Source organism: Leptospira johnsonii, assembly GCF_003112675.1.
Lineage (GTDB): Bacteria > Spirochaetota > Leptospiria > Leptospirales > Leptospiraceae > Leptospira_B > Leptospira_B johnsonii.
This window is the reverse complement of sequence record NZ_BFAY01000007.1, coordinates 284,655-296,593: the sequence shown is the minus strand read 5'-3', so window position 1 is coordinate 296,593 and position 11,939 is coordinate 284,655. Positions and strand designations below refer to the sequence as shown.

The window sequence follows — 11,939 nt, the reverse complement described above, 5'->3', positions numbered from 1 at the left end:
GTTCTACTTTCTTAAAAATTTGGGACTTTGACTAAACTTGGAACGAAATGGATCAAACAGATCTTTTCGTTATGAAAATATAATATTAGTATTCTTTATCTTCGCCTTCTCCCTTATAACCGGCTTCATATTTGGAGGCACATTTTGCTTCCACCTTATCTGCGACTATAACTCCGTTTTTCCAAACTCCGTCCACTCTGGCTCTAGTGCCTTCTTTAAATGCGTCCGGTAATAATGTAGCCCCTGTAAAAAAAACAGGCACTTCTTTTTCGTTTAGTTGGAGAACAAACTTGGCAGTTTTTCCTTCTCGGATCAGTGAACCTAATTTTACGAATCCTCTTACTCTTAAGAGATCGTCCGGCTCGTATTTAGCAGGATTTGCGGCCAGATCGGACGCATCCAATAGAGTATAAGAAGTTTCTTTAGAAGAGAAGAATGCGATTGTACCTAAGGAAAGTGCTATGATACTCGCAAGCACGGTAAATTTCACGTTCATATATATGTTTAATTCCAGTCCTTAGACCAAGGATATCGGATACGGAGGGGAAGAAAAGTGGAAATACTCTCTCTGAACCCGTAAACGAATAGCCCGATCCTCTCTTTCCAGGCAATACTTGTGTTCTCCAAACTTTGGGAAGAAGGTATAAAATCGTCTATGGTCAGTATTTTGACCCTGGACCTATAGTCCGTAGGCCAAGGATGGATCTTGATCCCGGTATTTGCAAATACCAACAAGGATCTTTCCATATGAAATGCGGAAGTGATCAAGATTGCGGACTTCCATTTATTTTTGCGAAAAAGTTCTGCCGTTTTTTCCGCATTCTCTTTGGTGTTTCTGCTTTCAGTCTCCAGAAAAACAGCCTTGTTAGGAACTCCTAAAGATTGAAAAAATTGGAGAGCAAAGTCGGATTCTTTTTTAGTTTGGAAGAATAAATTCCCTGAGCCTCCGGTAAAAACGATACGAGGAGCTTTTCTTTTTTGGAATAATAATAGAGCGTCAGTCATTCGTTCTGCGGCGGAAGTCAACTGCACCTGTTGTTCATATAAGGCAAGATTGTCTACCGCTCCGCCTAAAACTAAAATTGCATCCGAGTTTTCTAAAGTTTCCAAACGAATTGGAGGATGTTTTTCTTCCAGGCCTTTAACCAACCATTGGGAAAAACTATCTGTGGAAGCAACCCAGATAACGAGTGTAGGAAATAAAACCCAGACCTTATATTTGAATTTAGGAAGTCTGAGTCCTAAAAATAATAAAGCGAGTAGCGAAGCAGGTAAGGGAAATAAGAAGGCCCCCGCGAGTTTGGAGGCCGCGAAAAAGATCGTATCCATTTTTATTCTAGGAGTTTTCCGCCTACAGCCCAATTCTCTCTTGCGACTTCGTCGATCACGATATAGGTGGATTCCGGAGGTCTTGCGGCAACTTTTGTGAGAGTTTCCGTGAATTCTTTCGTTATCTGCTGTTTTTGCTCTTTAGTGAGTGGTCCTGCAACTTTTAGATTGATATAAGGCATAAATCCCTGGTTTAAAGTGTATTAAGGTGACTCAATGGTTTATTTCGAACGGGTATTACGCAACGGATTTTTTTCTAAAAATGGCAGGTTCGTTCAAGCCGAAACCTAGGGATTGGGTATATACTGGACCTGAAATTGTGAGGAGTTTTATCCATGAAATTCGCTAAGGAAATGGCCTTCTATTCTGCGTACCACCAAGAAAAAAGAAACGTGTGGATCCACGTATTAGGAGTTCCTACCATCACCTTCACCTTATTTTTGGTGCTTAATAGATTAGAGTTAATCAATGTTTTCGGTTACACAGTAACCGCTGCTACCGTATTCGGGATCGTAGTACTTGCCTACTATTTCACCTTGGATTTTATTTTTGCTCTGGCAACCACAGTTGTGTTCGGCTCTTTGATGTTCTTGGCTCAGTACATTACTCTGTCTTTAACTGCCACCACTGCATGGAGCATCTTTGCGGTCGCTCAGTTAATAGGTTGGGGAGCACAATTCTACGGACATTTTATTTTTGAAAAGAGCCGTCCAGCGTTGTTCGACAATTTGTTCCAAGCGATTGTATCTGCTCCTATTTTCGTAATTGCAGATGTGTTCTTCGAATTGGGATACAGAAAAGATGTGCAAGAAGCAGTTCGTAAAGAATTAGCTGCACAAGGCAAACTCAAAGACTTCAGTACTGCTCATTAACATTCTCTCTTGCTTCAGGCGAACGCCCGCGATCTAGCGGGCGCTTTTCTTTTTTAGAATATTCTTTAACTTACACACAAAAATGGACTGCGACATTCGTGTTTGCGCCTAAGAATTTAGAAGGTTGCACACCGAACATTCTTTTAAAGGTCCGACTTAAATGTGCTTGGTCCGCAAAACCGGCAGCATGAGAAGCTTCGGTAAGATTCCCGCCTTCTTTCAAAAGTTTTGCCGCCTCATGTAGTCTCAACCAAAGTTGATACTGTCTGACGGGTAGACCCATCTGTAATTTGAAAACATGCATAAACCTTGTTTCGGAAAACCCCGCTTCTTTTGCAAGTTCCGGAACGGAGATAGAACCGGGAAGGGCGGATTTCATCCTCAGAGTTGCGGATAAAACCCTGGGATCCAAAGAAACCCTGGAAGGTTTTTCGGTTCCTACACAGGCAAGAATATCTTCGAAAAGTTCTTTAGCAGTTTGGCAATTTACTTTTTCATGAAATAGATTTTTGCATCTGGAGAGAACGGGTTCTAAATTTTCAAAAGGGATCTCGGAGATTCCCTTTCTTCCAAATCTGGAAGCAACGGAAGCATAGTCGATACCATAAGGATCGATCTGCAAAACGATCATATCCGAATTTTCCGCAGAAAGAGTATGATAAGTATTGGGAGCCAGAACAACAGCTTGGAACTCCAACACGTTGCCCGATTCTTCGATCACTTTGAACTTAGAAGTTAAAGAGATCAGAATGGAAACCGCATAGTGAGAGTGAGGATCTGTGGTCAGTCCTTTCTGGGCCAAGAATACCCTGGCTCCGAAATAAAATAAGGTTCCGATTTGAGATTCTTCCATTTCCCGAATACCGGATTATAATTTTTGAATGATTCTTTCCAGGGTTTTTTCGGGACGCTCAAACGGAAAAAAATGGGAAATATCATCCCATAACTCTAAGCTTGAGTTCGGATTTCCCTTGATAATCCTTTTAGCTGCTGAAGGAGAGCATACTTCGTATTTTCTGGGGATAGTGATATGAGTTTCCGTCTTGATATTTCCATATTGGAATAAACTTAAAAAACTGACCGAGTTGAAAATTTTGGCCTCTAATTCAGGAGGACAACATAAGACCCATTTCTCTCCTTCTTTTTTAAAACATGACTTCAAATAATCTTCGAAGACCTCGTCAGACCAATTCGCAAATGTAGGAGTCTTTCTATACGCTTTTTTTACAAGAGTTAGGTCCTTAAATTCTTTTCTTCTCTTGAGAGCTCCTTTTGCTAAAGGAGTATCGAAAGCTAAACCGAGAAGAATGTAAGCAAGATTTAATATTACAGGATCCATCGCGAAAATTTTATGAAAGTAGTCCGGTCTTTGATAAGAAGCAAGAAGTAGGCTTGCTCCTCCTAAAGAATGTCCTAGTCCCACAACATTCTTCAAATCTTCCGTTTCGATCAGAGCCAAAATTTGGTCTCGAAAGAAAAACCAATCCTTCCATTCCATGTTTGCTTCTGATTCGCCGTGTCCGCAAAAATCCAAGGCAATCACTCTGTGAGTTTCAGAAAGTTTCTGGATGAAGAATGAATAACAACCTGCAGAAAATCCATTAGCATGAGCGATCAATATAGGATTAGAAGATTTGTTACCGGAATCTATATAAGAAAGTTTGATCCCGCGGAAGTTAAATGTTTTTCTATCCATTCAAGATTTGCCCTTGCTATTTCTTTCCCTTTGCTTTCGATGGACAGGAATTCGGAGTTTCGACCGATCCCCAAAAGAGGGATAATACACTCTTCCTAAGGGGAGATTACAAGAAAACAATAATCGAATTCTTGAGAGAGATAGATGAAATTAACGGTGATAATCATTTTCGTAGTCGCATTATTCTTCAATGCCTTAGCAAACATTTTGATCAAGGCAAGTTCTTTAGGAGATAAAACAAGTACGGCTTCCGGAATAGAAGGATTGATCAAATCATTTTTACATCCAGTGTTCTTCGCGGGACTTGTTTCTTTCGGGATCGCATTATTAGGTTATAAATGGGTACTAGGTAACGGATTAAAATTATCCTTGGCTTATCCACTCTTTACATCTGCAGGATTTATCATCGTGCTCGTAGCTTCCGCAATGTTCTTTAAGGAAGAACTGAACTGGACCCAATGGACAGGGATCGGTTTGATACTTGCAGGAGTTTGGCTGACCTCCGCGGAAATGTTCGCTTAAGTAATAAAGTTATTAAATATTAACCCGAAGAGAGTAGTGATCTCAAACTCAAAATGTGGCTGAGATCGTTACTCCTGGAGTCTAATCACAGGAGGATAGTCGCTACGCTCCTGAAGCCCGGGAGCCGGACTATAAGCTAAAAATTCAAACCGATCCAAGCTTAAAGTTTTTTAACTTTATAGGATGGTATGAGTTTTATGAAGACTGCCATATCCTTATCTTTAGTATTTCTAATCTACTGCTCAAGTTCCGAAACTTCCACATATATCCAGACAGATCATAAAAAAGGTCCCATCGGATATTATGAAGGAGATCCTCTTCCTCCCAAAACTGCCTTCTTAACATTCGATGACGGACCTTCTGACTGGACTTCCGACGTATTGGATGTACTCAAAAAGGAAAATATAAAAGCTACGTTTTTTGTATGTGGTGCTTGGCTTCCTAAAGCTAGCACAAGAGGGAACAGTTTCCGAAAATACAAAACCGTCTTGATCAGAATGAAAGAAGAAGGTCATACGATCGGAAATCACACACTTGGCCACCAGAACTTCGCAAGTATTTCCGAAAAAAGAATAGAAAGTCAATTGGACGAAAATCAAAAATTATACCAGAACGAATTAGGAGAATATTCTGGAAAGCTAATATGGATACGTCCCCCTTTCGGATCTCCTTATATCAGTACCAAGAACGAGACCACTCGAAAAAGAGTAAGTTCCGCACTTCAAGGAAAAGGTCTGGTATTCATGTGGACTAAAGAATTCGATTCTACAGATTCCAAAGAATGGGTGAAAGGAGAATGGTATGAAAAAGGGCCTAGGATAGATCCAGACAATGAAAAGTTCAGAAGGAAAATGGATCGGATCTATAACTCCTTGGTGTCCAAAACGGAAGGACAAGGAGTAGTGATCTTATTCCACGATACACATCCTACCACCAAAGAAGTTCTACCATTCATCATTGAAAAATTGAAAGCAGAAGGGTATACTTTCGCTACTGCGGAAGATTATACCAGATGGCGTTGGGGAAAAACTAGCGAAGAATTAAGTGAAGAAGACCCAGATTGAACGCCGTTTTTTAAAAACAAAAAACACTTTTCATCCCACATTCTGGATCTAAACAGGTCCGAAGTTTATATTCAGGAAATCATAAAAATGAACAAAGGTCCACTTTCAGGAGTTAAGGTAGTAGATTTGAGCTTATTACTGCCAGGTCCTTTATGCTCCATGTATTTAGGAGATATGGGAGCAGAGATCATCAAGGTAGAAAATCCAAGAGCAATGGATGCTACTAGAGTGATGTTCAAAAAAGAGAATGGTGCGCCTTCCTTATATTTGATGTTGAACAGAAATAAAAAAGCGATCACACTCAATCTCAAAAGAGAAAAATCCAAAGAGATCTTATTCAAACTATTAGAAGATGCTGATATATTGCTGGAAGGATTTCGTCCCGACGGTCTTTCCAAAATGGGACTCGGCTACGATGACCTAAAAGAAAAATTCCCAAGACTGATCTATTGTGGGATCTATGGTTACGGAGATTCCGGAGCTTACAAAGATTTTGCAGGACATGATTTGAATTACCTTTCTCTTTCCGGAGTATTGGACCAAACCGGAAAAAATCCACAGGCACCAGGATTTCAATTGGCCGATATAGGCGGAGGAACATTAACCGCTCTTTCTTCCATCCTAGCTGCATTGTATTATCGGGAAAAAACGGGCCGCGGCCAAAAGATTGCGGTCTCCATGATGGAAGCGTCTCTGCAGTTCATCTCCTTGTATGGAGGGATCTATTCCGCGACAGGAAAAAATCCGGAAGGAGGAAACGAATTATTATCGGGGAAATTGCCTAACTATTCGACCTACAAAACCAAAGAAGGAAGATGGGTTGCATTAGGCGCATTGGAAGAAATGTTTTTCAAAACATTCTTAAGGCAGTCCGGTCTCGATACACATTTGGAAAAAGTTCCGATTGCAGAAACACATTTTGCGGAATGGAAAAAGATCCTGACGGAATACTTCTCCTCTAAAACCCTCTCGGACTTGGAGCCTATATTCCAAAATCCTGATTCTTGTCTCACTCCGGTCAAAACCATGGAAGAAGTTTCTAAAGACCCAGTGCTAAGAGAGAAGGGAATGATCCTGGATCGCACCCATAAACAGTACGGAGATTATATACAATTCGGTTCCCCTTTTCCTTTTTCGGAAAGTAAGGTGACTTATAGGACAGATCCTCCTGATCATGGCGAACATAATCAAGAGATCTTAAAGTCTTTAGGCTATTCCGAAGCAGAAATAGAAGAATTGAAGAAAGATAAAGTAATTTAATTGAAAGATAATTCGGAATTCAAAATTCTTTTCGAACTATCGTAAATGTATAAGGTCTATCTCTCGTGAAAATCCAACGAATCATTTTTTCATTTATCTCAATCGGGATCCTAACCGCTTGCGCAGTTACTTCTAATCGCTCCGTTCTGGTGAATAAAGGAACTCCAGTGGATATCCAAGATATAAATTCTTCTGACAAAGGGCCGATTGTCCTTAAAAAAATTGTCGCAGCGGATTGGTTGGCGGAACGCGCGGGTTTGATCAATTTAAAGGATCCAAAGGCCGTCGCAGCGGGTTTGCAATCCGGCGAGGAACCGATCCAAATTTATTTTTATGTAATTGATCATCCTAAGTTCGGCAGATATGTAATAGATACCGGGCTTGGCGATATATTTCGCAAAGATAAAAAAGAATGGCCCGTTTCAGGCATAGTTGCTTCTCAAATGAAACTAGGTAAGCTCAAGATTCATACTACGATTAAGGAGTGGCTGCAAAAAGAACCGAAAAAAGTAGAAGGTATTTTCCTTACTCATCTGCATTTAGATCATATTCTGGGAACGCATGATTTTCCAGCGGGGACTTCAGTGTATACTGGACAGAACGAACCGGGAGATTCTCGTTTTCTACACCTTTTCGTACAAGGAAGTACGGATACATTACTTGGACGTGATACTTCCCTTTCTGAATTGAACTTCTTAGGAAGAGAAGGTGCTCCAATTAGATTTTTAGATTTCTTCGGCGATCAATCTCTTTATATAATTTCCGTTCCGGGACATACAGAGGGTAGTATCGCATTTTTAATAAAATCCACTAATGGGGCCCAACTAATTACAGGAGATACTTGTCATACTAGCTGGGGTTGGCTGAATAACGTGACTCCCGGAGATTTTACCAAGGATTTGGAAAGGAACAAAACGAGCCTAAATTTGTTGCAGACGGTAGCCGCTAAGTTCCCGAAAATTCAGATCCATCCAGGACATCAAAGTATTCCTACTCCTGTTAAATAGATTTTTACTTACGCTACTTGAGACGAGTTGGAAACGCCCTGAGGTAAAACAAACCTAACTTCAAAAAAAGCTAATATCAATAGATAAATACCTTCGAGTAATAATACTGCGGTACCGATATAGGTGGCTTCTTCTTGTAATCTCCATGCTTGGGCAAAACATTGCAAACCCCAAAGGGAATTTGCAATGATCAAGATCAAAACAAAAATACGATGAAGTTGACCTCTTCTGAAAAGCAATAGTAGAATTCCGGAATAAGAGCCATATATCAAATTCACAAAACCTTCAATGTGAATGAAACTTTCGTCCCATCCATTTAAGGTCGAAATAAAAGAGGAGAAAAGAAAGATGAATACTCCTACGATTAATGCTCCGGTAGAATCAAGTGTAAGAAGAAAACGGGCTTGTTTCATTTATAAAATAGTAATAGAACAAACATTAAAACTTGGATTGTGATTAAAGAAGATATAGATTCAAAAATCCATAACTTCAGATGTTTCCCTTTCCATATCACATCAATAGAGCTAGACGTGAATATGAATCCGAACCAGAGGATGAAAGCAATCGATTGGCCATGAGCTTTATTTTGTAGGCTCATATATTGTAGTATTAATGAGAGAGAAAAGGCCGTGGCTAAGAAAACGCAGAAATTCAAAAATATTCGGAACCCAAGATTTTTCTTATCTTCTTGTGTAGGTAAATTCAGAAATTTTGAAAGACCGAAATAAAGAGGGCCGCTAAAAAGAAATGCGCAAATAAATCCGGCTATTCCGGAAACGATAGGTGCAATGATACTTTGTGTCATGAAATCTCTCCCGACAAACTACCTCAGGCGAATATTTATTCATTTTTACTTTCTAAAGTAAACAAATTTCCGAATCTAAATTCTATTGTAGGAATTCCAACAAGGTAGAACGAGGGATTTTCTCTTGCTAAGTGGAATAAAATGTGGTAAAGCAGCTTCGTGTACCACCGCACCGGCCCCCCTTCGCAGCGACAATAGGAGAGAGAAGACGACCGTCTTTGGCGAGTCGGTGGCCGAAAGAATTGAGGCCAAACGAGACTGAAGATAGAATGAATACGAAGCGATCATATCGAAAGCAGCTTCATGTACCACCGCACCGGCCCCCACCCAAAGCAGGGTGGGGCGCGCTTTTAAATCCGGTCAATATCATTAGTATATCTTCTTATAGTACAAACAATATCCTCGGGAGCTGCCTTCCAAATCCCCAGCATGATCATCACATGTGCTTCGAAGATAGAAAAGTTTTGAGAGAGTATTTTCTGAACTCTAAGCGTGTAATTTGGATCACTACTTTCTATTCGAAACGACTCTATGATCGGCTCTTTTAAGGTAATCAGAACTGAAATATTTCCGACTACCTCTGCCACTTCCCAAGATTGGAAAGATGCCCAAGGAATTGTGTGACTACCGTTGCGCAAACCGATAGTAAGCCCTTCTTCTGAGAATTGGAGCCAACCAGAAGGTGTTCTCTTAATAAGAAGGAATAATAGAACAAAAATACCTATTATCAATATTAAACTTACGGCAATCATATATATTGCATTAATTCGGACAAAAACGACCGCATGACCTCCAAAAAGGATTAATGCAATTCCGATAAATAACATCTTATTTCGGTTCGCAACAATACGGTCATTCGGTGAGAGAAGCTTTCCGGATGGGCTCGCAAATTCTTTTCGAATTCTGCGACGATCCAAAAAGGAAAAAACAAATGAGCCTATAATAAACGTAAAGAATAAGCCGAAGGAAATGAGTAAATGCATATCTCTCGGAGCTTAAGATCCGAAGAAGTAAATTCAAGTAGGAATTTGCATTTCTATTTTTCACCACCAGAATGAATAGATTTTCGAATCAAGTATAAAAATGTAGTAACTACAACATTATGCTTGATTTAAATTTGATGTCGCATAAAATTGACACTGACTTCAGGTATGGGGGCGATTTCCAGGATGGGATTACGTGAAATAAAGAAAGCCAAAACTCGAAAACTCATTTCAGATATTGCTCGTGATCTCTTTATTGAAAAAGGATACGACGCGGTCACCATTACTGAGATAGCCGAAAAAGCGGAGGTCGCAGTTACTACACTTTTCAATTATTTCCCGACTAAAGAGTCTCTTATTTTTGATCTTGAGGACGAAATAGATCACGATATCTTGGTAGCGATCCGAGATCGGAAAAAAGGCCAATCCATCCTGGATGCTCTCCAGCAATATTTTTTCTCGAGTAAACTATTCAATCCGCCCGATAAGAAGACCTTCTCCGGATTTGGGAAACTCATTAGATCTTCTCCTGAACTTACTTCCTATTTGCGCGGGCTATGGGCCCGCTATGAAAATACCTTGGCTAAAGAAATTCAAAACGATTCGGGTGCGAATAAAATCGAAGCGGAATGTGTCGCAAAATTGATCTTAGAAGGAGTGAGTTTTGCGTGTAACTCACCGTCCCCTAAGGAAACCTTAGGTCTCACATTTAAGGTTTTGAAGAATGGATGGAATAAGTGAAACAAGGCCAATCTATTTACGATGTCATTATTTCCGGCGCTGGCCCAGTTGGACTTTTCCTAGCTTGTGAATTGGCGCTGGCCAAATGTGGAGTTCTTATATTAGAAAAAGCAGATAATCCAAACTCACCAATGAAAAAGCTCCCCTTCGGTATAAGGGGACTCTCTTCTCCTACTATCGAAGCTCTGTATCGCCGCGGATTATTAGGTGAACTTGAGATTCATAAGCGTCTAAAAAATCCTCATGCAACCGCGGTTCAACAAGGACCGCGTCGTCAGGTAGGCCATTTCGCCGGTATTCCATTTCATGAAGGCAATATCGACACTTCACAGTGGCAACGTTTGCCAAGTTCTACTGAAACCAATTTGATATCTGAAATGGAAGAGATTGAAACTGTTCTGACACGTCGTGCACTAACCTTAGGTGTAGAAATTATGCGAGGGCTCGCATTGACTTCCTTTCATCAAACAGAGGAGGGAGTAACTGTTCAATCAGGTGAACAAACCTTTAATGGTCGATGGCTTGTGGGTTGTGATGGAGCTCGTAGTATTGTCCGCAAGTCGGGAGGTTTTGAATTCGCAGGTACAGAACCGGAATTTACAGGCTATTCTACTAAGGTTGATATCGCCGATCCGGAGAAACTTGGCTCGGGACGTAACCTAACACAAACAGGTATGTATTTGCAATCTCAACCTGGATTCATCATTATTCAGGATTTTGATGGCGGTGCATTTCATAATTCTGAAAAACCGATTACAAAAGAACATGTGCAAGAGGTTCTTCGTCGAATCTCGAACACGGATGTTACTGTCACCACACTTCATTTCGCAACAACTTGGACGGACAGAGCAAGACAGGCTACGAGCTATCGAAATGGAAGGATCCTTTTGGCCGGGGATGCAGCACATATCCATTCTCCTTTGGGAGGCCAAGGACTGAACCTTGGATTGGGCGATGCAATGAACTTGGGATGGAAACTTGCCGCAACCATCCAAAACAAAGCGCCGGAAGATTTGCTGAACAGTTATCATACGGAACGATTTCCGATAGGTGCCCAAGTTCTGGATTGGTCGCGGGCTCAGGTTATGATCATGAAGCCAAATGTAGAGGCACGTGCACTGAACTCTATCATTCGCGATCTAATGGACACTCGCGATGCCGCCACCTATATGGCGGGAAGGGTATGGGGTATTTTCACTCATTATGATCTAGATGGGACTCATCCTTTCGTAGGGTATAGCGTCCCGAACTTTGAGTTTATAGATGGCAGAAGGATTGGCGAATTTATGCAGGACGGCCACGGAATACTTCTCGATTTTGATACAAATCCTTCCCTTAAAACTTTGGCAAATGAATACGGAGATCGAATAAAATACGTTTCTGGACCAGCAAATGAACGATTAGGCTTAAGTAGTGTATTGATACGTCCTGACGGGGTAATTGCTTGGGCTTCTGATGGCGAACCCGATGAGCAATCTATCAAGAAAGCTGCTTCCAAATGGTTTACTCAATTTATTTCCTGAAAATTATATGAGAGAATCATTAACAGAACGAACGTTCTGTTTTTTATATGCTTTCGGATCGCCAAAACCTAGGAAAATAACGAGATTTCCAAGAATTCTGTCCCATTAGGGCTAAAATGAACGCTTAATCAGCCATG

The 11,939-nt window shown here is 40.7% G+C and carries 15 protein-coding genes; 7 read left to right on the top strand and 8 right to left on the bottom strand.

From position 1 onward, the window contains the following. Positions 1-85: 85 nt before the first annotated feature. From LPTSP_RS06825 to LPTSP_RS06815, 3 genes are read right to left on the bottom strand one after another with little or no spacing between them, the layout of a single operon-like run. Positions 86-496: a cytochrome c maturation protein CcmE domain-containing protein gene (locus LPTSP_RS06825; protein WP_108928056.1), complete on the bottom strand. Its 411-nt coding sequence runs from the start codon at positions 494-496 to the stop codon at positions 86-88. An 8-nt stretch (positions 497-504) separates the two neighbouring features. Beyond that, entirely contained in the window at positions 505-1,329 is an 825-nt protein-coding gene (locus LPTSP_RS06820; protein ID WP_108928055.1) for a YdcF family protein, read from the bottom strand. A 2-nt stretch (positions 1,330-1,331) separates the two neighbouring features. Continuing rightward, the gene (locus LPTSP_RS06815) at positions 1,332-1,511 is read right to left on the bottom strand and encodes a tautomerase family protein (protein WP_108928054.1); all 180 of its coding nucleotides are present in this window, start codon (positions 1,509-1,511) and stop codon (positions 1,332-1,334) included. Between the two features lie 153 nt (positions 1,512-1,664). Here LPTSP_RS06815 and LPTSP_RS06810 point away from each other — a divergent pair, with 153 nt between their 5' ends. After that, positions 1,665-2,201 (top strand): Mpo1 family 2-hydroxy fatty acid dioxygenase, encoded by a 537-nt coding sequence (locus LPTSP_RS06810; protein WP_108928053.1) that lies wholly within the window; start codon positions 1,665-1,667, stop codon positions 2,199-2,201. A gap of 70 nt (positions 2,202-2,271) precedes the next feature. Here the strand turns inward: LPTSP_RS06810 and LPTSP_RS06805 are convergent, their stop codons facing one another. Then, on the bottom strand, positions 2,272-3,054 hold the full coding sequence (locus LPTSP_RS06805) for a helix-turn-helix domain-containing protein (RefSeq protein WP_108928052.1): 783 nt from the start codon (positions 3,052-3,054) through the stop codon (positions 2,272-2,274). 15 nt (positions 3,055-3,069) lie between these two features. Next, entirely contained in the window at positions 3,070-3,897 is an 828-nt protein-coding gene (locus tag LPTSP_RS06800; protein WP_108928051.1) for an alpha/beta fold hydrolase, read from the bottom strand. Positions 3,898-4,041: 144 nt separating this feature from the next. Here LPTSP_RS06800 and LPTSP_RS06795 point away from each other — a divergent pair, with 144 nt between their 5' ends. The 4 genes from LPTSP_RS06795 to LPTSP_RS06780 all read left to right on the top strand — a co-directional run bounded on the left by LPTSP_RS06795 (position 4,042) and on the right by LPTSP_RS06780 (position 7,750). Beyond that, complete coding sequence (locus LPTSP_RS06795; RefSeq protein WP_108928050.1) at positions 4,042-4,419, top strand: DMT family transporter; 378 nt, start codon at positions 4,042-4,044, stop codon at positions 4,417-4,419. Positions 4,420-4,616: 197 nt separating this feature from the next. Continuing rightward, positions 4,617-5,483, top strand: a complete 867-nt coding sequence (locus LPTSP_RS06790) for a polysaccharide deacetylase family protein (RefSeq protein ID WP_108928049.1) — start codon at positions 4,617-4,619, stop codon at positions 5,481-5,483. A gap of 87 nt (positions 5,484-5,570) precedes the next feature. Further along, a complete protein-coding gene (locus LPTSP_RS06785) occupies positions 5,571-6,743 on the top strand; it encodes a CaiB/BaiF CoA transferase family protein (RefSeq protein ID WP_108928048.1) in 1,173 nt (390 codons plus the stop codon). A 65-nt stretch (positions 6,744-6,808) separates the two neighbouring features. After that, positions 6,809-7,750, top strand: a complete 942-nt coding sequence (locus tag LPTSP_RS06780) for an MBL fold metallo-hydrolase (protein ID WP_108928047.1) — start codon at positions 6,809-6,811, stop codon at positions 7,748-7,750. Positions 7,751-7,758: 8 nt separating this feature from the next. Here the strand turns inward: LPTSP_RS06780 and LPTSP_RS06775 are convergent, their stop codons facing one another. The 3 genes from LPTSP_RS06775 to LPTSP_RS06765 form a co-directional block, all read right to left on the bottom strand. Next, complete coding sequence (locus LPTSP_RS06775; protein ID WP_108928046.1) at positions 7,759-8,163, bottom strand: hypothetical protein; 405 nt, start codon at positions 8,161-8,163, stop codon at positions 7,759-7,761. Beyond that, a complete protein-coding gene (locus LPTSP_RS06770) occupies positions 8,160-8,555 on the bottom strand; it encodes a DUF1761 family protein (RefSeq protein WP_108928045.1) in 396 nt (131 codons plus the stop codon). The genes LPTSP_RS06775 and LPTSP_RS06770 overlap by 4 nt, the downstream gene beginning before the upstream one ends. Before the next feature lie 350 nt (positions 8,556-8,905). Beyond that, a complete protein-coding gene (locus tag LPTSP_RS06765; RefSeq protein WP_108928044.1) occupies positions 8,906-9,382 on the bottom strand; it encodes a hypothetical protein in 477 nt (158 codons plus the stop codon). Between the two features lie 342 nt (positions 9,383-9,724). Between LPTSP_RS06765 and LPTSP_RS06760 the strand changes: the two genes are divergently transcribed. Next, positions 9,725-10,279 carry a TetR/AcrR family transcriptional regulator gene (locus LPTSP_RS06760; RefSeq protein ID WP_108928043.1) on the top strand — a complete coding sequence of 185 codons (555 nt, stop codon included), beginning with the start codon at positions 9,725-9,727 and terminating at the stop codon, positions 10,277-10,279. Next, positions 10,276-11,802, top strand: a complete 1,527-nt coding sequence (locus LPTSP_RS06755) for an FAD-dependent monooxygenase (protein ID WP_108928042.1) — start codon at positions 10,276-10,278, stop codon at positions 11,800-11,802. Before LPTSP_RS06760 ends, LPTSP_RS06755 begins: the two co-directional genes overlap by 4 nt. Positions 11,803-11,939: the final 137 nt, after the last annotated feature.